The organism is Enterobacter sp. C4G1 (genome assembly GCF_052886895.1).
Genome location: NZ_JBQVVV010000001.1, coordinates 2,602,953 through 2,625,919, shown reverse-complemented (window position 1 = coordinate 2,625,919; position 22,967 = coordinate 2,602,953). Strand labels below are relative to the sequence as shown.

Here is a 22,967-nt window from a genome sequence, read left to right as displayed (position 1 = left end):
CTGCCTTACTCTTTAAACGGATTGCGCGAGGTAGTGGTGCTACTGGTTTTCACCGGTGCAACGCCGCTCTGTTCAGGGAAGGAAGGCAACACGGCGTTATCCGTGGGGGCAACAATGCCCAGTTTCTTCTCTTCAATACGCTGCTGCTGGCGCGCACGCATCTGGTCGTAACGTTCTTTGGTTGCCGCGCTGTAGTTGTCGTCATCACGCAGAACGGTGGTGTGGATGAAGACCATCAGATTGCGCTTAGAGGTATCTTGCGAGGTGTAGCGGAAAAGCTGCCCCACCAGCGGGATATCGCCCAGCAGCGGCACTTTCGATACCGACTGTTTGGTGACGTTTTCCATCAGACCGCCCAGTACAACCGTCTGGCCACTGTGCACCATCACTTCGTTATTGATGGTGCGCGTGTTGAAGGTTGGGCCGAGGCTGGCATCTTCCGTGGCGCTGTTATCCACGCTGGACACTTCCTGTTCAATCTTCAGGTGAATCATGTCGCCGTCGTTGATTTGCGGAACAATCTTCAGCTTGGTGCCGACCGTTTTACGTTCAACGGAGTTAAAGACATTATCGCCGCTGGTAGTCTGCGAGCCGGAAAGCACCGGTACATCCTGGCCGACGTTGAACGAGGCTTCTTTGTTATCCAGCGTCACCACGCTCGGTGTGGAAAGAATGTCGTTTTTGCCTTCGGTAGACAGTGCCGTCATCAGCGCACCGAAATCGCCGTTGAAGAATCCGGTTGCCATACCGGTGAAGCTCACCCCTTTCAGGTTGCCATTCTTCACCTGGCTTATCGGTAAGCCCGTGGACCCAAACTGCACCCCACCGTGTTTACCCGTCCACTGCACGCCAAGATCCAGTCCGTTTCCGTCCTGGACTTCAGCAATGATCGCCTCGACCAGTACCTGTGGACGACGAATATCGAGCTTGTCGATCACCTTCTCCAGCGAGCTCATAACATTTGGCTGGGCGGTGATCACCAGCGAGTTGGTGGATTCATCAGCCGTAATATTCAGATCTGTTGTCGCAGTAGCGGTTTTCGCTTTTGCCGCCCCCGCTTTGTCTTTCAGCTGTTCGCCAATCCCGGTTAAAACCGGAACCACTTTGGCGGCATTGGCATACTTGAGGTAGAACACACGCGTGTTACCTTCGTTATTCTGCTCGCGATCCAGCTGGCCGATAAGCGAGCGGGTACGTGCCCGTGCATCTTCCGACCCGCTGATAACCAGACTGTTGGTTTCGTCATCTGCCACCACTTTGGTCGCCAACTGTGGCGCGTTTTGCCCTTTCTGCTCTTCGTTGTTGAGGTTATTCAACATGTCGGAAAGCTCTTTGGCCGAGGCATAACGCAGTGGGACAATTTCACGGCGCTGCATTCCGGAGCGATCGACGCGCTCAACCAGATCCACCAGGCGGTTCACCACCGAGGCTTTACCGGTTAATAACAGCACGTTAGACGGCTCGAAATGCACCACGTTTCCAATGCCCGAGGCATCGTTGAGCTGGCGCAGAAGCGGAGCCAGTTCACGCACAGGCACATTTTCCATGCGCACAACGCGGGTGATAATTTCATCCCCTTTGCCCGGATTTTTACTGTCGGCAATCGGGGCCCCTGCGGTACGCGCCACGCTTGAGCGCACCACTTTCACCATACCGTTATCCATCGGGATCACCGACAAACCGTACAGATCCAGCACGCTCAGGAAGAACTGGTAGTACTCATCTTCCGTCAGCACGTTATAGGTTCTGACGGATACCGTTCCCTGAACGGAAGGATCGACCAGAATAGTTTTATTTAAATTACGACCTACCGTATCGATAAATTCACGAATATCGGTATTTTTAAAACTGGCGCTAAAGTTTGCTGCAAACAGCGAACCGGAATATAACGACAATGCGGTAAGCGCCACGCACGCCCATGGAAATTTCTTCATGTCTGTACACTTATTAATTGTTTAGAACATTAATCCGAATATTTTCAAGGTGAGCATGACGCCTGACGACGACCTCCGCCTCTTTCATTTTCGACCAGTTAGCAATAATACTTTTCGCCTGTGACGCTTCGGTCATATCGACTGAATTAATTTCCACCGCCACATCTCCCTTTTCCAGCCCGGTATGGCTGTAGAAAGAGGATACGTTCCGTGGATTAAGGTTATAGCCTTCCAGTTGGCCTTTTTCGATTAACGGCTTTAATACCAGATAATCATCAAGATGCAGGCTGTCAGCGCCAGCATCTTTTGTCGATTTGGTTACCGGGCCGCTATCTACGCCCCCTTTAAAGTAATCAGGTTTCTTTAATGCCAATACCTGCGTAGTACCTTCGTAATTAACCACCACATTATCTTTATTAATCTCTTCGATAAAAGCACCATTAAAACCGCTGAGTGTCTCGCCTTCTCGGTAGCTTTTTTGCCCGCCAGATGTCTTGATCATGGCAAAGGAAAGCCAGGCGTCGTCACTGCTTACGATGCCTTCAACCTCTGCGGCCAGCGGTGTTTTTACCGCTTGCGACTGGTTAACCTGGCGTATCGCAGCCGTAAAAAGTGCAAAGTTGTTATCTTCACGGCGACTTTTTTTGGGCTGTTTATCAGCATTAGCTAACTTGGTGGTAACTTTTTTATAATCTTTAATGATGACATACCCTTGCTGACCACAAAAAATCAGCAATACAAACATAATACAGGGCGTAATCAACCGGGAAAGAAATGAGAACCTCATTATTCATCTGGCCTTTAGCAAAGCGAAAATAAGCAGCAGCGTGCTGCGCCAATATGTGATGCAAATAATAGTCAGGCGGTTCGTTATCGACTACTGGCGTTGCCATTAACTTTCATACAGAAAAATATTGACCGTTAAAAAACCAGATGTTAAGGCGTGGCGGGAGGTTATTTTTACCCTGTATATTCATTGCCCAAAATCCTGGCTTATCTTACTTTTCGCACCATTGCTATTCATATAAAGAGCCGGTAAGACGTTATGTATCAGAGTCATTTCAACTTTCACACTCCGCCATTCAGAAAAGTCACTCGCCTGTCAGGCGACTTTTTCGTTCCCTATCACCAGGATGTATTTAACCTGTTGAAAGAAAAAACCCGGCAGGTGGGGGTAACTGGACTCTTTTGCAACGATGCTCAACTGACCCGTCAGTTTGGTGATGCCTTAAAGAAAGGTGACCAGACAGTCCTGGCAATTAATGCCTTCCCGAAACTGAGCGCCAGCAGCCTGCTGTATAAACTCAACCCTGGCACCAAAGAGAGTGCGTCCCGTATTCAGGCGATTGATACGGTACTGGGCCACTGGCAGCAGGCGTCATCCTCGCGCAGAGCAACGCATCAGGTGTTGGTGATTTCGCATATCGAAGCAATGAAAGAGAGCTGTCATGACCTGCTCGCTATGTTGCTGACCCGTGCTCAGGAGCGCGAGATTTCGTTGTCAGTGGTACTGATGGGTGCAGCCGAACAGGAAGCTCACCTGCTGTCGCAGTCCGGTCTTCGGGAATATGTGCATACGCACCACGCTATCCGGGCGCTGACCTGCCGCGAATTTCTCAGTTATGTGCAGGCTCAGTGTGAAGAGCATGGCGCTGAAACATCCCCTTTGGCTCCTGCCCGCGTGCGTAAACTACACGCGTTGACCAAAGGCAACATCAGTAAACTGAATGAACTTGCCCATCTGTCGATGCTGGCCGCATGGACAGAACGCGCTCCGATGGTTGGGCCGCGCCATTTACGCCTCGCGGCAGGCGAAGTCCTTCCGCCAGTGAGCCACCGTAAACAGCTGGCCACCGTTGGATTGTTTGCCTCAGTGCTGTTTGCCGCCTGCGGCTGGTATCTGACCTCCACCCTTAGCGCAAAACTGCCTGTTCAGTTGCCGGTTCCGGCAAGCTGGAAACAGCAAAAACCGCAGGTGAAGGCACCTGTGATACCTGCTATTGATGACGAAATGGTTAACCAACCGGATGCCATGCATCAGCTGTATCTCATGTGGGGTTACGATGCCTCGGCGGAGGATGCGCTTTGCCAGAACGCGGCGAAGGTGAATCTGATGTGCAAACAAGGTAGTGCCCCGGTGGCAGAGCTGGCACAGGAAGGTTACCCGTGGGTGAGCGAACTGAAAACCGGCAATCATCTTAACTATGCCGTTGTTGCCCGCGCCGGGAATGACTCCATGGATCTGTTAATGAATAACCGCACCTGGCAGGTGAGCCGCAGCTGGTTCAACCAACATGCCACCGGGAATTACACCCAGCTGCATCGTCTGACGCCCGCAGGTAAAGATGAGATCAGCGCGGCCAGCAGCAATAAAGATATTGCGTGGCTCGACAGCCAGCTGAGCCAGGCGCTTTCCCGCCCGGAAACACAAGCCCAAAGCTGGACGGCAGAACTAATGCAACGCACCCGTATTTTCCAGCAACAAATGAACCTGCACGTAGATGGTATTCCAGGTGAAGACACGCTGATGCAACTGATGCGTGTGACCAACACGACCCCAAGCGTACTTATTCAGGCATCTCAGCCAGCCGCCGGGGCGAAAACGCAGGAGAAACAATCATAATGTCCACGATATGTCTTGCGGCCCAGCGCAGTTACACCACCGGGGAAGCCGTCTGGTTTTCGTATCGTTTCCCCGACGTTAAAAAGATCGCTGGCCTGTTCCTGTTATGGATAGTGGGTTTGTGCGCCATGCTGATAACCGGGCTTTATGCCCACACTTACTGGAACCTGCGACACCCGGCACCTGAGCCGGTAAAAGTGAGCATCGCAAAGCCGGAAACCCAACTTTCAGATATGCATTATGTGTATGTAAGCAAACCGTTCCCGCAACCGAAACCGGCACCTCAGCATGAAAGTGCGCATCTGCCGGCAATGCAGGATCTGCCGCTCAATAGCGATGATGCCGACTGGCAACAAGCACCGGATGGCAATGTTGCTCATGACACTTCACGGGATACCTTGCCAGGAACAGAAGCGCATGATATTGCCTCCGACAGTGCGGATAATAACGATGCATCATTAAAAGAATTATTTAAGCAGGCATTGCAGGAACAACAGCAGGATTACTCGCAGGGGAAAATTCCCGCGCCGCCCGTTGACGAAACGCAGGATATTTCACAAAAACACAGCATTAATAAAGAGATAAAACAGTCTCCTTTAGTTAAGAAAGGAGATCGGCTGGAATAATCAATATTTTTCTGGCAATGATGTCATATTAATCAGGCGACCTTTCTCGACAACAATATATTGTCCTTTTTTCAGGTCTGAGAGGATTTTAATAATGGTACTCCGCGCCAGGTTGGTGTATTCCTGAATGTAATCATAAACGTTGATATCACGTTGATGATTTACAATCAGTTCATTGATCTCAAGTAAAAATTCGCGGACAACGGAATAGGCACTGCGGGCAACCAGCACGTCATCGCGCTTGCTCAGCAGGCAGATATACCATGAGAGCACTTTGGTAAGCTCAGGCCACAGGTTTTTCTCTGTCATCAGGCGTGCAAAATCGTCTTTTTTGATAGAGCGCACTACCGTGTTTGCTCGCACCAGGCCGTACATATGAGAGGAGTTATAAAAAATAGCTGACAGACCAAAAATGCACTGCCCTTGTAATGTAAACATGCACAGCTCGTCAGATGCACGGCGGAACTCAACTTCACCGCTGACGATAACATGAATATACTCAGAATCTACCGTCGAGATTTTCTGCCATTTCTTTAACGTTTTTTCTTCATACGATGACGTTGCAGAAATAATGGTTTCCATTTCATCGTGTGGACGCAGTTTTTTACCGTAAATGCTTAACATTGTTATACCCGTTTAAGATGATTAAATTATTAATATAGAATACACATGCCAGTGAATTAAATTACCCGGCGTATTATTGAATCAAAACCAGGATCAGTTACTGAAAATAGACAATCAGTATTAACGTAATCCCTGAAGATGCTTAGCAAGCTATGTGTCTATATTAAACTCGGGTAATTTTAAGTCAATTAACTATAAATTAATTGAGATTGAACTTAAGATTAATCTCAAGCAAGTGATGGAAAAGTGTAAGAATTCGGGTGATACCGAAGGATCACACCTGCCCGTATTTCTCTAAAAGCGCTTCGGCAATAGCCATTGTTTCTATATCAGCTACACCATCCCAGCGTTGTGGGCGGAAATGCATCTGAAATACCGTAATCACCCGTTTTTGCTGAGCCTCGGTACTATTTTCCGGGACCTCATAACCGTAACGCGCGAGTACATCCAGCAATGCGGTAGTTTCCACTGGCTGAGAAGGTGGCCGCCCATTGATATAGAACGCGACGCGCGCCGGATCGGGCCATGCGCCAATACCCTGCTGCGCGAGCTCACGCCACGGGAACAGCGGGCCTGGGTCGTCTTTGCGCTGTGGGGCGATATCGGAATGCGCGACCACGTTTTCCGGTTTGATGTGGTAACGGGCAATAATGTCTTTCGCAAGCGGGATAAGCGCGGCAATTTGCGCCGGTTCAAACGGCGTGAACGTTTTATTTCCGCCCGTTTTCTGCCAGCCGCGGTTTTCCAGCTCAATCCCCACAGAGGTATCATTTATACGGTTCGTGCCACGCCAGAAGCTAATACCCGCGTGCCAGGCAAGCTCACTCTCCGGCACCAGTTGCCAGATGCGCGGTTTACCGTCAGGTGCGGGAGGATGTGCGGGGATCAAATAATGTGAGCTGACGTTTTTATCCGTCAGTGTTGCCAGCGAGCTGTCAAAATCATCGGCGGTGTAGTGAATAACCAACACCTTAATACGCGGATACGCGGCCTGCGCCTGGTGGCGGGTATCCAGCTCATATGCGCCTTTATCGACAATGCCTTTTTCCGTGGCACACCCTGCCAGCAACAGCGCCAGCAGGAGCGTGGATAGCAAACGCTTCATCGACGGGTTTTCACCGCCGTGCCGCTGACGCTCACCATCAGCATACTGGCATCTTTGCCTACCGTTTCGTAGTCGATATCAATCCCGACAACCGCATCAGCGCCCAGCGCTTTGGCCTGCTCGCCCAGCTCTTTGAACGCAATTTCGCGCGCTTTACGCAGCTCTTTTTCATATGCGCCAGAGCGCCCGCCGACGATGTCGCGGATACCGGCAAAAAAGTCGCGGAAGATATTCGCGCCCAGAATGGCTTCGCCCGTTACCACACCGCAATACTCGATAATCGGCTGCCCTTCCAGGGTTGGCGTTGTTGAAAACTGCATCTTTTCTCTCCTTCTTTAGCGTTCAATGCCTTAGGGTGCAACTCAGCCAGCATTATCGGTTCGTTACGCTATGATTGAAAGGATAGTTAATAAATAAGGAAATCAACATGCGCTACTCTGCTTTAACGCTTTTAGTGCCATGCGCGCTGGTGCTCAGCGCCTGCACCACGACGGTTACACCGGCTTTTAAGGATATCGGAACGCGCAGCGGCCCCTGCATAGACGGTGGTCCGGATACTGTGGCACAGCAGTTCTATGATTATCGTATTCAGCACCGCAATAATGACATTACCGCGCTGCGCCCGTATCTGAGCGATGGTCTGGCGAAACTGCTGAATGATGCAAGTCGCGATCCACAGCATAATACATTGCTGAAAGACGATCCGTTCTCCAGCCGCACAACGCTCCCTGACAGCGCCGAAGTCGCCAGCGCATCCACCATTCCTAATACCGATGCACGAAACATTCCTCTGCGCGTGAAACTTACCCAGGGAACCCAATCCTGGCAGGATGAAGTGCTGATGATCCGCGAAGGACAGTGCTGGGCTATCGACGACGTACGCTACGTGGGCGGCAGTGTTCATGCCCCGGCAGGCACGCTGCGCCAGTCGATTGAGAACCGCTAAACCATCCGTTACAAAATTGTTAACCCCGTAAAATGTGCGGCATTTCATGCGGAATGCCGACATTTATACTCGCCGCCATTGCCCTTCGCTATTTTGTGCTATGTTTAGAAGGCATTACGGGTTATATTTAACTTTTAACGCATAAATATTGCATAACTATTCTGTCAACGGTACTATCTGCGGCCTCAATTGCTATAGATTGCCTGGATGAGTAAAGACTGCCCCGATGAGTATTAAACTAAACGGCATTAACTGCTTCTACGGCGCACACCAGGCGCTGTTCGACATCACGCTGAACTGCCCAGAGGGCGAAACGCTGGTTTTGCTCGGCCCAAGCGGCGCAGGCAAAAGCTCCCTTCTGCGTGTCCTCAATCTGCTTGAAATGCCTCGTTCAGGTACGCTGGCGATTGCCGGTAACCACTTTGATTTCGCAAAAACGCCGTCTGATAAAGCCATTCGCGAACTGCGTCAGAACGTGGGAATGGTGTTTCAGCAATACAATCTTTGGCCGCACCTGACCGTACTGCAAAACCTGATTGAAGCGCCTTGTCGCGTGCTCGGTTTAAGCAAAGATCAGGCGATGGCTCGTGCCGAAAAACTGCTGGAACGTCTGCGTCTTAAGCCATACAGCGATCGTTATCCACTGCACCTTTCCGGTGGTCAGCAGCAGCGTGTGGCCATTGCCCGCGCACTGATGATGGAACCGGCCGTGCTGCTGTTTGATGAGCCGACGGCGGCACTCGACCCGGAAATCACCGCCCAGATCGTGAGCATCATCCGTGAACTGGCGGAAACCAACATTACGCAGGTTATCGTAACCCATGAAGTGGAAGTGGCGCGCAAAACCGCCAGCCGCGTGGTCTACATGGAAAACGGATTTATCGTCGAGCAAGGCGATGCGAGCTGCTTCACAAATCCGCAAACCGATGCCTTTAAAAATTACTTATCTCACTGATGTGTTAGGGAAAATGATAATGAAAAAAGTATTGATTGCAGCACTGCTTGCGAGCGTCAGCCTTTCCGCTACCGCAGCCCAGACTATTCGTTTCGCCACTGAAGCGTCTTATCCTCCGTTTGAATCCATCGATGCGAACAACAAAATTGTTGGCTTCGATGTCGATCTGGCTAACGCCCTGTGTAAAGAGATCGACGCAACCTGCACCTTCAGCAACCAGGCGTTCGACAGCCTGATCCCAAGCCTGAAGTTCCGCCGTATTGATGCCGTAATGGCGGGCATGGACATCACCCCTGAGCGTGAAAAACAGGTTCTGTTTTCTACCCCTTACTATGACAACTCTGCCCTGTTCATTGGTCAAAAAGGAAAATACACCTCCGTTGATCAGCTGAAAGGCAAGAAAGTGGGCGTGCAGAACGGCACAACTCACCAGAAATTCATCATGGATAAACATCCGGAAATCACCACCGTTCCTTACGATAGCTATCAGAACGCGAAGCTGGATCTGCAAAATGGCCGCATCGATGGCGTATTTGGTGATACCGCCGTGGTAACTGAGTGGCTGAAAGCGAACGACAAGCTGGCCTCTGTGGGCGACAAAGTGACGGATAAAGATTACTTCGGCACCGGCCTGGGTATCGCAGTTCGCCAGGGCAACACCGAATTGCAGCAGAAATTCAACGCCGCTCTGGAAAAAGTGAAAAAAGACGGCACTTACGAAACCATCTACAAAAAATGGTTCCAGAAGTAATTCCTGATGAATGAAATTTTTCCTTTAGCAAGCGCCGCCGGGATGACCGTCGGCCTTGCCGTTTGCGCACTCATTATCGGCCTGGTGCTGGCGATGTTCTTCGCGGTGTGGGAATCAGCTAAATGGTTCCCCGTCGCCTGGACGGGCTCAGCGCTGGTGACCGTGCTGCGTGGACTACCCGAGATTCTGGTGGTCCTGTTCATCTATTTCGGCTCCTCGCAACTGCTGCTGATGCTGTCAGATGGCTTCACCATCAATCTTGGTGTGGTACAGATCCCGATTCAGATGCAGATTGAGAATTTTGACGTCAGCCCGTTCCTGTGCGGCGTGATCGCGCTCTCCCTGCTCTACTCTGCCTATGCGTCGCAGACGCTGCGCGGTGCGCTAAAAGCGGTGCCTCAGGGGCAGTGGGAATCCGGCCAGGCACTGGGGTTGTCGAAATCCGCCATCTTCTTCCGTCTGGTGATGCCGCAGATGTGGCGCCATGCCCTGCCGGGGCTGGGTAATCAGTGGCTGGTTCTGCTGAAAGATACGGCGCTGGTGAGCCTTATCAGCGTGAACGATTTGATGCTGCAAACCAAAAGTATCGCGACCCGTACCCAGGAGCCGTTTACCTGGTACATTGTGGCCGCCGCTATCTACCTGGTGATCACGTTGCTGAGTCAGTACATCCTTAAGCGTATTGACCTGCGTGCAACGCGTTTTGAACGGAGACCAGGCTGATGCTTGAATATTTACCCGAGCTGATGAAAGGGCTGCACACCAGCCTGACGCTGACGGTGGCGTCCATCATCGTGGCGCTGATCCTGGCGCTTATTTTTACCATCATCCTGACGCTGAAAACGCCAGTGCTGGTGTGGATTGTGCGCGGCTACATCACCCTGTTTACCGGTACGCCGCTGCTGGTGCAGATCTTCCTGATTTACTACGGGCCAGGGCAGTTCCCGTCATTACAGGACTATCCGGTTATCTGGCATCTGCTCTCCGAACCGTGGCTGTGCGCCCTGATTGCACTTTCGCTGAACAGCGCGGCCTATACCACGCAGCTGTTTTACGGTGCGATCCGTGCGATCCCGGAAGGACAATGGCAATCCTGCGGTGCGCTGGGGATGAGCAAGAAAGACACGCTGGCTATCCTGCTGCCGTATGCGTTTAAACGTGCGCTCTCGTCGTATTCCAACGAAGTGGTGCTGGTATTCAAGAGTACCTCTCTGGCCTACACCATCACGCTGATGGAAGTGATGGGCCACGGGCAGCTCCTGTATGGACGCACTTACGATGTCATGGTGTTTGGCGCAGCGGGCCTGGTGTATCTGGTGGTGAATGGTTTGCTGACGTTGATGATGCGTTTAATCGAGCGCAAAGCGCTGGCGTTTGAACGCCGCAATTAAATCAACTTTTGCATAATCACAAATCAAGAAGACGGGCAAGTCTAAACACTGCCCGTCTTTTTTTATTTATAAAATAATATTTAATCATTTTTATTGCATATAAATTCAATCACTGGCATTGTACGTCCATGCCGCAGACACGGCGCATAAGACAGATTGACAGACGGGAGTATTAAAATGAAAAAGTTAGTTCTGGCCGCATTACTGGCAACTTTCGCCGCTGGCGCAGCAGCCGCAGATAAAATCAATTTCGGCGTATCTGCCACTTACCCACCTTTTGAATCACTGGATGCCAGCAACCAGATCGTCGGTTTCGATATCGACCTGGCAAAAGCGCTGTGCAAACAGATGCAGGCCAACTGCACTTTCACTAACCACGCCTTTGACAGCCTGATCCCGTCGCTGAAATTCAAAAAATACGACGCGGTGATCTCCGGTATGGATATCACGCCAGAGCGTAGCAAGCAGGTTTCCTTTACCGACCCGTACTACGCGAACTCCGCCGTGGTGATTGCGAAGAAAGGCGCTTATAAATCCTTTGACGAGCTGAAAGGCAAACGCATCGGTATGGAAAACGGCACCACGCACCAGAAATACCTTCAGGACAAACATCCTGAAGTGAAAACCGTGGCCTATGACAGCTACCAGAATGCGATTATCGACCTGAAAAACGGCCGTATTGATGGCGTGTTTGGTGACACCGCCGTGGTAAACGAGTGGCTGAAAACCAACCCGCAACTGGGCACCGCAACCGAGAAAGTGACCGATCCACAATACTTCGGCACCGGTCTGGGTATCGCAGTTCGCCCGGATAACAAAGCGTTGCTGGAAAAACTGAACGGCGCCCTGAAAGCGATTAAAGCTGACGGCACTTATCAGAAAATCAGCGAGCAGTGGTTCCCGCAGTAATCTCAGAATGGTTTGTTAACAAACACCTACAAAGACTACGCCTCCGGCGTAGTCTTTTTTTATTTAACTAACGGACTGTTTTCAACACAGCGAAAACCCGTTGAGCGCGAGGGTGGGCCCTGAACGGTTTCAGGTCTCATGCTTCCTCTGGTAATGGTGTAACCCTCTCCGGCATCTCTGGGTAGTCCCCGGATAACCCGTTTATCACCTTTCTCTGGCCCCTGAGGATCTTGCTCAGGAGAATCACTGTAGTAATCCGCCGCGTACCAGTCCTGGACCCAGTCAGCCCCATTTCCCTGAATATCATATAACCCAAGCGGATTCGGGGCATAGCTCCCCACCGGACGGTTTTCCGTAGAGGGAGCGATATTACGTGCGATGTCATTTTCGTAGTGATACCAGTTATCACTGTTGCCAAAAATCAGGAACTGACCTCTGCTGCGTGCTGCGTACTCCCATTGGGCTTCTGTTGGCAGGTCAATATTGCGTTTGCTGACCTGCCCCACCCACTGGCAGTAGGCCCGCGCATCCTGCCAGCTAGCTGATGCCGGATAATTGTCACCAAGCGCAATTTTTAGTGAGGCGTAATCAGGATCGCTATCATTCGCCGTCTCCTGAAAATAATCATTCGTCTCTCGCCCCTGAATTTCCAGCCAGCGGTTAAATTCTCCCCATGTGACGCGGTACTTACTGATACGGAAATCAGACAACCTCACCCAGTGCAGCGGTTTATTGTCCGCGTCTGCGCTGAACGGCAGTTTTTCACCAATGAGAGGACCAAAATCCCCCATCTGAAAACGCCCGCCCTTTACCGTGACCAGATTCTCCAACGCGCTGTTAACAAGAGCATCCTGCTCTGCCTGTCTCTTCTGTTCATCCCGGCAGCCCGTCAGTGCCAGCAACACCAGAACACCCGTTACGCAATAACCTGTCAGCGTCATGCCATAGTCCTTTACCTGATTTTTTAACTATCCGTTAGTGTTTGCGAGTGGAGTGTTTTCAACACAGCGAAAGCCAGTTGAACGTGAGGGCGGGCCCTGAACGGTATCTGGTTTCAGGGAGTCCCGGGTCACAGTGAGTGAATCCGAGGGTGCTCCCAGCCAGCCTCTAATCACCTTATTTGCCCCTCCCTCTGGTCCCTGAGGGTCTTTTTCCCGGGAGTGGCGGTAATAATCTGCCGTATACCAGTCCCTGACCCAATCAGTACCATTTCCCAGCATATCGTAGAGTCCCAATGGATTCGGGGGGTAACTTCCCACCGGGCGATTCTCTGCCGACGGGGCGAAATTGCTGGCTTTATTATCTTCGTAATACCAGTGGTTATCACTGTTCGCCATAATCAGAAACTGTCCCCCGCTGCGTGCCGCGTACTCCCATTGGGCTTCTGTTGGCAGGTCAATATTGCGCTTGCTGACCTGCCCCAGCCACTGGCAGTAGGCCTGCGCATCCTGCCAGTTAGCTGATGCCGGATAATTGTCACCAAGCGCAATTTTTAGTGAGGCATAATCAGGATCGCTATCACTTACCGTCTCCTGAAAATAATCATTTGGCTCACGCCCCTGGATCTCCAGCCAGCGGTTAAATTCTCCCCATGTGACGCGGTACTTACTGATACGGTAATCAGACAACGTTACCCAATGCAGCGGTTTATTGTCCGCGTCTGCGCTGAATGACAGTTTCTCGCCGATAAGAGCACCAAAATCTCCCATCTGAAAACGGCCACCTTTTACTGTGACCATATTTTCCAGCGTCGTGTTAACCAAATCGGTCTGTTCAGCCTTTATTTTTTGCTCATCCCGGCAGCCAGTCAGCGCCACAGTAATCAGCAATCCTGTCACACCATAACCTGTGTGCGTCATGCTGTATCTCCGTGCATGGAGTGAATAAGCCGTGTACAGCTATAGAGATACATTGGCAGCACTTCTCTCAATGGCAAAGTAGACATATTGACGTGCCCAGGAGGAATTGCCGGGGCTTCAGGCAGGTGGAGATAGAGGTTTCTGAGATTATCGGCATAATGGCTGGGTTCAATCGTGATGTTCAGAGCACTGGGAACCAGGGAGCCTGCGTAACCATAGGTTTTGGGTGTTTCACCCTGGGCCAGAAAAGCGATGACTTTTTTTTCGTTAAACTGCCAGTCACTTTTTCCTTCTCCAGGCATTTTCGAGAGATGTTGCATCACATTTTCATACTCTCGCTGAGACTGTACCCAGCGAAGAGCATAAATAATGGCTCGTTTACGGGCGCTAAAAACAGTTCCCCCCTCACAGGTCGTCTCTTCATGGCTCACTGGACTGGCGACATTATCCCACAGGTTTGTTTCTATCAGTGCGGCAATGACTGCGCCCTTGCTCTCTGGCGGAGCAAACTTTAAACAATCTCCTTTTGTGTTCAGGATGTTAGCCATCAGCGCCACACGGGATTCTTTTTCATCCCAACTTTTTTTAAGTTCAGCGGCTATATTTCCCCCTGCATCAATCACACTATTAATCCCATACATCCCCACCAGTAATGGAATCGCACAGAAAGCATAATAATCGTCAGCCATCATAATCTGCATCAGCCGGACATAATCCGCATTACGTAACATGTAGATCAGGCAAGGCATAAACTCAGACATAATCGCGGGTCCGTCAACCTCAAAGCTCATCGAGCCTTTACCACCCGTCCCCCAGCACAACCCGCCGCTAACCTCTATACGAACCCTACCATCTTGCCATCTAAACTTAAGCTGCCCGCTAAGACCACCACCAGCCTGAACTGCAGCACCCACCCCTACCTTCGCCAGCGCACTGTACTTGCCGTCGTGATCAGGATTGAGCCAAACCAGTGCACCAGACACATTAGCCCCGGCTTCTGCCCCGACAAATACGCCCAACTCCGCACCGCCGCCTAAGGGCATATGTCCTTCTTTAGTGACATCTATCTGCCGCCAAAATCCGTAGCCTTCATCCGGCATGGCTTTTACTGGTAGTCCTTTAGCCCGATTGTTGGAGATACTAACCCCCGCCTCTATGCCCAGACTTGCACCAACGCTCCCCGACAATATCAGCTCAATATCAAAACGGAACGTACCCAGTATCCCCATGCCTCCACCGGGGATTTTTGCCGGATCTAACGGATAGCAAATTTTTACACCGACATTATCCGGCAGGTGAAGCTTGCCGCTGCTTTTTGCCTCTGCAAGCGAAAGGTTGGCGTAAACGCTAGTCTTACCTTGCAACTCTGCTTTTGGCTTGTATTGTCCGGTGCGGATGTCAATTTCGAACGGATTCAATACGCCTTTCATGCTCGCACCATATGCCCAACGCAATAACTGGGCCTGTGCATCAAATTTCATGCGGGGATCTTTCAAGGGTGAGAGTTCCAGACTTCGGTTAAATTCTTGTGCCCATACGCTCCAGACGCCAGAGTTGTCATCCAGCAGTTTCACTTCCCACGCTTTCATTGACGGCTTCAGCTTTGCCAGCTGTCCTTTCAGTTTTTCCGGATCGATTTCATGGCGGGTATGCGTCTGGCCATCTTTGCCGGTATATTCAACCACCTTCAAAAAGCTTTTATTGCCGCTTTTCGTTTCCGCGCTGTTCAACCTGTATCGACGCCAGTGGCTACGAATTTTATCTGAACGAACGTAGACAAATTTGGCTCCGCTTTTCCCACCCTTAACCTCTACAAGCTCCATCAGCCCAAGTGCATTCTTTTTGCTATTTTCATCCAGTAATGTTGCGGCGGGGAGGTTTTCTGTAGGGGTCAATTCTGCCAGTTCAGCACGTAAGGTCTTACAGGCTTCATCAAGATGTCGATACTCTTCCTTTAACAGATTCTGAAAGCGATTACGCTCTGGTACATCGCTCCAGCCCAGAGTAGTCACGTCTTTCTGGAGTTGTTCAATACGCTGTAACGCGTCCGCTCTCTGCGCCAGACAGTGAGTGAGTCGGTTACTTTCCTGCTCAAGATCGTGCCAGTCGCATTGGTCAATTGCTAAAAGGGTTTCACTGTCGGGGTGAAAATAAAGACGGGGATAAGAGGGGGCAACAACTTCTTTGCAGACCCCTCCGGGGCGTGTCATCACGCTGTAGCACCCATCCCAGGGTATGACTTTTACAGTCATCATTAAATCCTTTTAAATTGAGTGGTTATTCTTCTCTATCATACTTCTTACAAACACCATCTCAAAGCGGTACATAAAAGCGAAATATCGCCCCTTTCTTTGCTTCCATCAGCCTGATCCCCCCCCCGTGTAGCTCCAGCATTCGCTTAACAATCAACAACCCCAGCCCGCCACGGTTATCCCGCGATGCCTGCGTGTTTAACGCCGAAGGCCGTACAAACAGATCATCACGCAACGCTGCATCCACACCCATGCCGCTATCCGCCACTTCAACCTGCAACTGTTCATTTTCTTGCCAAACCGCCAGGCGAATTTCCCCGCCAGTTGGCGTATGGCGGATAGCGTTATCCAGCAGATTGGTCACCACGCGCTCAATCATCGACACGTCGGCGTTCACCAGCGGCAAGGGGCCTGGCACATCAATATGCAGCTGAAGCGCACGGGTTCGCGCAGTCAGCTCAAACTTTTGCGCGACATCAGAAATAAGCTCCCCCATTGCGAAGCGCTCGCGCTGTGGCCTGATGCCACCATGCTCCAGACGCGCCAGTTCAAACAGCTGCTGAGAGAGATGGCGCACTTTCTGCCCCTGACGCAACGCGGTCGTCAGATACTGCTGATGTTCCTGCGGGGTCAGGGTGGCGGATTTCAGCGACAACGTTTCCAGGTAGCCCAGGAGCGAGGTCAGCGGCGTGCGTAAATCATGAGAGATATTGGCGATAAACTCCCGACGCTGGCGGTCGCTGTCGGCCAGTTGATCCCACTGGGAGGTGATTTTGCGTGCCAGTTCGATAAAGGTATTACGCAGTGTCGCCACTTCATCACCCGTGGCCGGCGCCAGCGGCTGCGCAGCAAGCTGTTTAATCGCACTGATACTGTCCTGCTCCAGCCCGGCTACTTCCACCGTCAGGCGCTTCACCGGGCGCGTCACCCAATACCAGACCAGTAATCCCGCCAGCAGGCCAAACAGCGCCACCAGCAACAACGACCACAGCGCTGTGCTCCACAACGCCTTATGCCAGGCAATATCCGCCAGAATGTTCGACTCTTCGCCCTGCAAGATAATGTACAGATAACCGCGTAACTCCCCGTCCTGACGCAGCGGCACCGCACTGAAGACTTTCTGTTTATCGGTACTGCGCGGATCATCGCCATACACCGGCATCACGGCCCCGCTAAGAAAGGTTTGCACCGGCGCGATGTCGATTTTTTGCCGCTGGATATGTCCCGCAGGCGCAGCATCTGCCAGCAACTCTCCCTCAGGTGAAACCACATACAGCTCTACGCTCGGGTTAAAAGTCATCAGCCGGTCAAACAGGGGTTTCAGCGCCCGGCGGTCAACCCTACCCTGCGCATCCAGAATCGGCTCACGCTGCACAATCTGTTGCGCCAGGCCGCTGGAAAGACGCTGTACCATGGCGTTGCCATATTGCTGGCTACTGTACATTTGCACCAGACAGGCCACCGCCGCACAGAGCAGCAAGAGCAAAACAAACAGCAGCGTCAGGCGCTGACCCAGGCTAAAACGTCGCATCATCGTTTTGCTCCGCAAATTTATAGCCTTTGCCCCAGACCGTTCGGATTATCTCCGGCTCTGCGGCATCTTTTTCAATCTTGATCCGCAAGCGGTTGATATGGGTGTTAACGGTATGCTCGTAGCCTTCGTGCTGATATCCCCAGACCTGCTCCAGCAACGCCAGTCGCGAGAATACCTCCCCCGGATGACGGGCAAAAAAGTACAGCAGCTCGAATTCGCGTGGTGTGAGATCGACCTCCTGCCCGTGCAGACGCACACTGCGGCTGAGTGGTTCGAGCGTCAGGCCGTGCGCCTGAATGTTGCCGGTGGTTTGCGCCTGGCCCATCGCCTGCTGGCGACGAAACAGCGCTTTAATACGTGCAATCAGCTCCTGCACCGAAAACGGTTTGGCGAGGTAATCATCCGCCCCGGTTTCAAGCCCGGTAATACGGTCAGTTTCACTGCTGCGGGCGCTGATGATAATAATGGGCAGGTAGCGGGTCATCTGGCGAATGCGGCGGCAAATCTCAAGGCCGTCGACCGTCGGGAGCATCAGATCGAGGATAACGGCATCCCAGGGCGTTTGTTCCAGGCGCAGCAACGCCTTCCCCCCGTCCGGCTCGTGGGTAATGGCGTAACCTTCATCTTCCAGATTCAGGCGCAGGAGCGCGGCGATATCGTGGTCATCTTCCACCAGCAGGATCTGCTTCATCGGTAAGCCTTTATTTAATTCTGATGACTTAAGCTTACCTGATTTCGCGGGGAGGAAGAGTTCACATTTTGTTTAAGATTTAACGAGCAACGTCAGCACTTCATAGTGCGCGGTGTGCGGGAACATATCGAAAAGCTGAACGCGTTCAACGCGGTAACCCGGCAGATGAGCAATGTCTTTCGCCATGGTCTGTGCGTTGCAGCTGGAATAGACAATGTAATCCGGCGCCATCTGGCTCAGGTAGTCGCACAGCGCTTTACCAATGCCACGACGCGGAGGATTCACCAGCACCAGCTCCGGCACCTTGCCCTGGCCGGTGGCAAACTGCGTGGAGTCCAGTGCCTGGAAATGAAGATTCGTTAACCCAAGCTCGGCCGCCGATTGCGTTGCACAGGCGATAGCCTCAGCGGAGATCTCAATCCCGGTCAGCGTCATCTCTGGCGTAGCGCAGTGCAGGCCAAACCCGCCTACCCCGCAGAACAGATCCCACATATGGTTGATGTTCAGCGCCCGTACCCAGTCGCGGGCGGTGGCGTACAGGGCGCTCGCCACTACCGGGTTAGTCTGGAAGAAACTCTGCGGGCGGATCCACAGCGGTACATCGTTAAAGCTTTCGGCCAGTGCGAGCTGTTCGGTGAAGAAGATTTCTTTGTCCCCTTCCATGATTGCCATATGCACCGACTGAATATTTGCCGTAATCACCTTAAGCTGCGGTAACTGTTCCTGAAGCCACGGCAGCGTCGTGCGCAGCTGTTCCAGCTTGGCTTCTGAGCGCAGCACAAAACGCAGCATCATGCCGCCATCACGCTGGCTTTCAGTGAGTAAGAGGTATTTCAGTTCGCCGCGCTTGCGGGCCACGTTATAGGGCGTTAATCCGGCACGGGCGATAAAAGGCTTCAGCGCGGCGAAAACCGGTTCAAACGAAGCAGGATAGAGCGGGCAATCGGTCAAATCTTCCGGCGTACCGTCGCGGTGCAGCATCCCCAGCAGCGGCTTTTCGACACTGCCGCTGACCACCATTTTGGCTTTATTGCGAAAACCCTGTTCCGGCCCGCTGACCGGTGCGCACCACTCGCCCACCGCGTGTTCAGCCAGTAGCTGTTGCAGATCGGTCATTTTGGCGGTGAGTTGTTGAGAGACGGGCTGTTCTATCCACTGACAGGAGCGACAGCGACCCGCGTCATAGAGTGCGCACTGCATATGAAAACCTTAAGAATAACGAGGGCTGCGATTATACACATTATTGCAGGCGGAAGAACCGTCGACTGGAGGCCGGAACGAAGAGTAAACAGAGCACCAGCATATCCGGCAGTTTTTGCATAAACAGCGCGCGTAAAATCTCGCGTTTGGATTCCCCTGCGATGCTGAACAGCTCCGGGTAGCCATAACCCAGAGAGGCCGCCCACAGGTAACCCGTGGCCACCACTTGCGTCAGCAGGTAAACCCAGCGCGCCCAGTTACGCCCTTTAACCAGAGAAAACGCACAGTAAATCTCAACAAACACCAGCACCAGACTGCTCATAAAAACCAGCGTCAGGTTCCACGTCTGCACGCTGCGGTGGATGAACTCACCGATACCACGCGCACCCAGCGTATTCAGAATCATCAGCACATCAAGACAGCGGATCATAATAATGGCGAGCGCCGCCACCTGCACTAGCGCAGGGACGTTCAGACGGGCGTGCGTTTGACGTGACTTTTTTAAGAATCCCAATGTTTTACTTCCCTGAAAAACAGTGCCGCGACACGCGCGGCACTTCACTGGAAATTTTAAATGCTTCAGCTGCGTCTTGCACGCTGGATATCACGCACGCGTTGTTTTTCAGCACGCGCCATCAGATACCAGGCGATAAAACCGACAACACCGACCACACCGAGGATGATAGAAGCCAGGGCGTTAATCTCGGGGTTAACCCCCATACGCACGCTGGAGAAGACCAGCATCGGCAGGGTTGTCGCCCCCGGCCCGGAAACAAAGCTGGCAATCACCAGATCGTCCAGAGACAGGGTAAACGCCAGCAGCCAGCCGGAGATCACCGCAGGCATAATCATCGGCAAGGTAATGATGAAAAATACCTTCAGCGGCGTGGCGCCAAGATCCATGGCTGCCTCTTCAATAGAATGATCCAGTTCCCGCAGGCGCGAGGAGATAACCACGGCCACGTAGGCGGTACAGAAGGTGACGTGAGCCAGCCAGATAGTCAGCATTCCACGGTCCGCAGGCCAGCCAATTGCATGAGCCAGTGCAACGAACAGCAGTAACAACGACAGGCCAGTTATCACGTCTGGCATAACCAGCGGCGCGGTTATCATAAACGCAAAGCCGTTGGACCCACGAAAACGCCCAAAGCGAACCATCACCATTGCGGCAATAGTGCCGAGGATCGAGGCCATTGTGGCGGCGCACGCCGCAATGGTCAGGCTTAACCCCACCGCGCTCATCATTGCATCATCGTGGAACAACTCGCTGTACCAGCGCGTCGACCAGCCCGCCCACACCGTCACCAGCTTCGAGCTATTGAAGGAGTAAATAACCAGCATCAGCATCGGCGCATACAGGAAGGTAAACCCGATCACCAGGATCAGAATTCGCCACGGGGAGCGTACTACCGGTAAGTTGTTCATCCGTGATCCCCCATCTGTTTTTGCTGATACTTGTGGAACCACATGATAGGCACAATCAGCAGCAGCAACATCACAATCGCCACCGCAGACGCCACCGGCCAGTCACGGTTATTGAAGAACTCCTGCCACAGCACGCGACCAATCATGATGCTGTCCGGGCCACCGAGCAGTTCAGGGATAACAAACTCCCCTACCGCCGGGATAAACACCAGCATCGAACCGGCAATAATCCCGCCTTTGGTGAGCGGCACAATCACGCTAAAGAAGGTTTTCAGCGGACGAGCGCCCAAATCAAGGGAGGCTTCCACCAGCGAGTAATCAATACGCGTCAGCGCGGTATAAATTGGCAACACCATAAATGGCAGGTAGGCGTAGACAATCCCGATATAGACCGCGAGGTTGGTATGCAGAATGGTCAGCGGCTGATCGATAACCCCAAGCCACATCAGGACGTTGTTCAGGACACCGTTGTTTTTCAGGATCCCCATCCACGCATACACGCGGATCAGGAACGAGGTCCACGACGGTAAAATCACCAGCAACAGCAGAATATTACGCGTCGATGGCTTACTGTGCGCCACTGCCCACGCGAGCGGGTACCCCAACAACAGGCAACAGATCGTCGAGATCGCCGCCACCTGCAATGACTGCAAATAGGCCTCAAAGTAGAGCGGATCGTCGGTAAGTTGCAGGAAGTTGCCAAGATTCAGCGTCAGGGTCAGTTGCCCGTCAGCCCAATCCATCAGATTGGTGTAAGGCGGGATCGCCCGCGCCATCTCTGCCAGGCTGATTTTGAAAACGATCAAAAACGGCATCAGGAACAGCAGGATCAGCCAGATATAAGGCATGGCGATCACCAGCTTGCGCCCATGCGCCATCTTAAAGCGCGTCAGTCCGTGCGCAAAACCACCCGGTTTTTGTACGCGGGCTGGAGGTTCAAGTGTACTCATTGTCCGCTCCTTATACCGTCAGCACGACGCAGCTATCCGCATCCCAGCAAAGACGCACTTCGTCGCCCCAGGTCGGCAACCCTTTGCGGTAGCGATGTTCGTTTTGCAACTGGGCACTGAGCATCTGTCCACTCTTCAGACGAACATGGTAGATGGAGAGATCACCCAGATAGGCAATGTGCACCACTTCACCCACGGCAAAGTTATAGCCATCGGCTGGTGGGTCTTCACAGAGCATAATCTTCTCAGGACGCAGCGCGACATACACCGGCACGTTATCCACGACGGAGTTATCCGGGTCGACCTTAAGCGGATGCTGCAACCCAGGCGATTCGATGACCAGGCCATCTTCCTGGCGCTCTTTCAGCAGCCCTTCAAAGACGTTGACCGAACCGATAAACTCCGCGCTGTAGCGGGTAGTCGGGTGTTCGTAAATCTCCTCCGGCTCGCCAATCTGCACGAACTTACCGCGATTCATGATCGCGATACGCCCGGCCATGGTCATCGCCTCTTCCTGGTCGTGGGTCACCATTACGCAGGTCACGCCCACACGTTCAAGGATATCCACCACTTCGAGCTGCATCCGGTCGCGCAGTTTTTTATCCAGTGCCCCCATTGGCTCATCGAGCAGCAGCAGTTTCGGACGTTTCGCCAGGCTTCTCGCCAGCGCCACACGCTGACGTTGCCCGCCAGAGAGCTGATGCGGTTTACGCTTCGCGAACTCCTGCATGTGTACGAGGCTCAGCATTTCGGCCACACGCGCGGTAATTTCGGCTTTAGGCAGTTTGTCCTGCTTCAGGCCGAACGCGATATTCTGCTCTACCGTCATATGCGGGAACAGGGCGTAAGACTGGAACATCATGTTGATTGGGCGCTGGTACGGCGGCACGCTGGAGAGGTCGACACCATCGAGCATAATCTGCCCGGCAGTGGGTTGCTCGAAACCCGCCAGCATTCGCAGCAGCGTAGATTTACCGCAGCCGGATGCACCGAGCAGAGCAAAAATTTCGCCTTTATAGATAGTCAGGCTGACATCGTCTACGGCATGTTGGCCGTCAAAGGATTTGGTGAGGTTGCGGATTTCAAGAAGCGGGGTCAGCGCTTTACGGACTTTCGCCTGCGGGCGGGGGATCACATCATTCACGGGGTGCTCTCCGGCATAAATCAAATCATGGTGCAGGCGCACCATATC

Annotated in this window: 23 protein-coding genes; 8 read left to right on the top strand and 15 right to left on the bottom strand. The window is 52.5% G+C overall.

The window, feature by feature from the left end:
* Positions 1-5: 5 nt before the first annotated feature.
* Both gspD and gspC read right to left on the bottom strand, forming a co-directional pair.
* Positions 6-1,934 (bottom strand): type II secretion system secretin GspD, encoded by a 1,929-nt coding sequence (gspD, locus tag ACT9TW_RS12655; protein WP_446492560.1) that lies wholly within the window; start codon positions 1,932-1,934, stop codon positions 6-8.
* A 13-nt stretch (positions 1,935-1,947) separates the two neighbouring features.
* The gene (gspC, locus tag ACT9TW_RS12650) at positions 1,948-2,679 is read right to left on the bottom strand and encodes a type II secretion system protein GspC (RefSeq protein WP_446492559.1); all 732 of its coding nucleotides are present in this window, start codon (positions 2,677-2,679) and stop codon (positions 1,948-1,950) included.
* A 300-nt stretch (positions 2,680-2,979) separates the two neighbouring features.
* On the opposite strand from gspC, the gene ACT9TW_RS12645 reads away from it, so the two are divergent.
* The gene (locus tag ACT9TW_RS12645; protein ID WP_446492558.1) at positions 2,980-4,557 is read left to right on the top strand and encodes a peptidoglycan-binding protein; all 1,578 of its coding nucleotides are present in this window, start codon (positions 2,980-2,982) and stop codon (positions 4,555-4,557) included.
* On the top strand, positions 4,557-5,183 hold the full coding sequence (locus ACT9TW_RS12640) for a hypothetical protein (RefSeq protein WP_182060180.1): 627 nt from the start codon (positions 4,557-4,559) through the stop codon (positions 5,181-5,183). The genes ACT9TW_RS12645 and ACT9TW_RS12640 overlap by 1 nt, the downstream gene beginning before the upstream one ends.
* Here the strand turns inward: ACT9TW_RS12640 and ACT9TW_RS12635 are convergent, their stop codons facing one another.
* The 3 genes from ACT9TW_RS12635 to ACT9TW_RS12625 form a co-directional block, all read right to left on the bottom strand.
* Positions 5,184-5,807 carry a helix-turn-helix domain-containing protein gene (locus ACT9TW_RS12635; protein WP_182060179.1) on the bottom strand — a complete coding sequence of 208 codons (624 nt, stop codon included), beginning with the start codon at positions 5,805-5,807 and terminating at the stop codon, positions 5,184-5,186.
* Positions 5,808-6,081: 274 nt separating this feature from the next.
* Entirely contained in the window at positions 6,082-6,912 is an 831-nt protein-coding gene (locus ACT9TW_RS12630) for an N-acetylmuramoyl-L-alanine amidase (RefSeq protein ID WP_446492557.1), read from the bottom strand.
* The gene (locus tag ACT9TW_RS12625) at positions 6,909-7,232 is read right to left on the bottom strand and encodes a heavy metal-binding domain-containing protein (RefSeq protein WP_112012253.1); all 324 of its coding nucleotides are present in this window, start codon (positions 7,230-7,232) and stop codon (positions 6,909-6,911) included. The genes ACT9TW_RS12630 and ACT9TW_RS12625 overlap by 4 nt, the downstream gene beginning before the upstream one ends.
* A 107-nt stretch (positions 7,233-7,339) precedes the next feature.
* On the opposite strand from ACT9TW_RS12625, the gene ACT9TW_RS12620 reads away from it, so the two are divergent.
* The 6 genes from ACT9TW_RS12620 to artJ all read left to right on the top strand — a co-directional run bounded on the left by ACT9TW_RS12620 (position 7,340) and on the right by artJ (position 11,864).
* Entirely contained in the window at positions 7,340-7,858 is a 519-nt protein-coding gene (locus tag ACT9TW_RS12620) for a lipoprotein (protein WP_182060177.1), read from the top strand.
* 226 nt (positions 7,859-8,084) lie between these two features.
* Positions 8,085-8,813: an arginine ABC transporter ATP-binding protein ArtP gene (artP, locus tag ACT9TW_RS12615; protein WP_014069520.1), complete on the top strand. Its 729-nt coding sequence runs from the start codon at positions 8,085-8,087 to the stop codon at positions 8,811-8,813.
* Positions 8,814-8,832: 19 nt separating this feature from the next.
* Positions 8,833-9,564: an arginine ABC transporter substrate-binding protein ArtI gene (gene artI / locus ACT9TW_RS12610; RefSeq protein WP_182060175.1), complete on the top strand. Its 732-nt coding sequence runs from the start codon at positions 8,833-8,835 to the stop codon at positions 9,562-9,564.
* A 6-nt stretch (positions 9,565-9,570) separates the two neighbouring features.
* Positions 9,571-10,287 (top strand): arginine ABC transporter permease ArtQ, encoded by a 717-nt coding sequence (artQ, locus tag ACT9TW_RS12605; protein ID WP_182060174.1) that lies wholly within the window; start codon positions 9,571-9,573, stop codon positions 10,285-10,287.
* Entirely contained in the window at positions 10,287-10,955 is a 669-nt protein-coding gene (artM, locus tag ACT9TW_RS12600; protein ID WP_182060173.1) for an arginine ABC transporter permease ArtM, read from the top strand. The genes artQ and artM overlap by 1 nt, the downstream gene beginning before the upstream one ends.
* 177 nt (positions 10,956-11,132) lie before the next feature.
* On the top strand, positions 11,133-11,864 hold the full coding sequence (gene artJ / locus ACT9TW_RS12595) for an arginine ABC transporter substrate-binding protein ArtJ (RefSeq protein WP_446492556.1): 732 nt from the start codon (positions 11,133-11,135) through the stop codon (positions 11,862-11,864).
* Between the two features lie 59 nt (positions 11,865-11,923).
* Here artJ and ACT9TW_RS12590 read toward each other — a convergent pair whose 3' ends face one another.
* The 10 genes from ACT9TW_RS12590 to potG all read right to left on the bottom strand — a co-directional run bounded on the left by ACT9TW_RS12590 (position 11,924) and on the right by potG (position 22,919).
* The gene (locus ACT9TW_RS12590) at positions 11,924-12,805 is read right to left on the bottom strand and encodes a formylglycine-generating enzyme family protein (RefSeq protein ID WP_446492555.1); all 882 of its coding nucleotides are present in this window, start codon (positions 12,803-12,805) and stop codon (positions 11,924-11,926) included.
* 27 nt (positions 12,806-12,832) lie between these two features.
* Positions 12,833-13,723 (bottom strand): formylglycine-generating enzyme family protein, encoded by an 891-nt coding sequence (locus ACT9TW_RS12585; protein WP_446492554.1) that lies wholly within the window; start codon positions 13,721-13,723, stop codon positions 12,833-12,835.
* Positions 13,720-15,978: a hypothetical protein gene (locus tag ACT9TW_RS12580; RefSeq protein ID WP_446492553.1), complete on the bottom strand. Its 2,259-nt coding sequence runs from the start codon at positions 15,976-15,978 to the stop codon at positions 13,720-13,722. The genes ACT9TW_RS12585 and ACT9TW_RS12580 overlap by 4 nt, the downstream gene beginning before the upstream one ends.
* A 58-nt stretch (positions 15,979-16,036) precedes the next feature.
* Positions 16,037-17,509, bottom strand: a complete 1,473-nt coding sequence (locus tag ACT9TW_RS12575; RefSeq protein ID WP_446492552.1) for a sensor histidine kinase — start codon at positions 17,507-17,509, stop codon at positions 16,037-16,039.
* On the bottom strand, positions 17,493-18,200 hold the full coding sequence (locus ACT9TW_RS12570) for a response regulator transcription factor (RefSeq protein ID WP_182060170.1): 708 nt from the start codon (positions 18,198-18,200) through the stop codon (positions 17,493-17,495). The genes ACT9TW_RS12575 and ACT9TW_RS12570 overlap by 17 nt, the downstream gene beginning before the upstream one ends.
* Before the next feature lie 72 nt (positions 18,201-18,272).
* Positions 18,273-19,400: a 23S rRNA (uracil(747)-C(5))-methyltransferase RlmC gene (rlmC, locus tag ACT9TW_RS12565; RefSeq protein ID WP_446492551.1), complete on the bottom strand. Its 1,128-nt coding sequence runs from the start codon at positions 19,398-19,400 to the stop codon at positions 18,273-18,275.
* Positions 19,401-19,440: 40 nt separating this feature from the next.
* The gene (locus tag ACT9TW_RS12560; protein WP_446492550.1) at positions 19,441-19,914 is read right to left on the bottom strand and encodes a YbjO family protein; all 474 of its coding nucleotides are present in this window, start codon (positions 19,912-19,914) and stop codon (positions 19,441-19,443) included.
* A 65-nt stretch (positions 19,915-19,979) separates the two neighbouring features.
* Entirely contained in the window at positions 19,980-20,825 is an 846-nt protein-coding gene (gene potI, locus ACT9TW_RS12555) for a putrescine ABC transporter permease PotI (RefSeq protein ID WP_446492549.1), read from the bottom strand.
* Positions 20,822-21,775 carry a putrescine ABC transporter permease PotH gene (gene potH / locus ACT9TW_RS12550; protein WP_166717117.1) on the bottom strand — a complete coding sequence of 318 codons (954 nt, stop codon included), beginning with the start codon at positions 21,773-21,775 and terminating at the stop codon, positions 20,822-20,824. The genes potI and potH overlap by 4 nt, the downstream gene beginning before the upstream one ends.
* Before the next feature lie 10 nt (positions 21,776-21,785).
* Complete coding sequence (potG, locus tag ACT9TW_RS12545) at positions 21,786-22,919, bottom strand: putrescine ABC transporter ATP-binding subunit PotG (RefSeq protein ID WP_182060166.1); 1,134 nt, start codon at positions 22,917-22,919, stop codon at positions 21,786-21,788.
* Positions 22,920-22,967 lie beyond the last annotated feature (48 nt).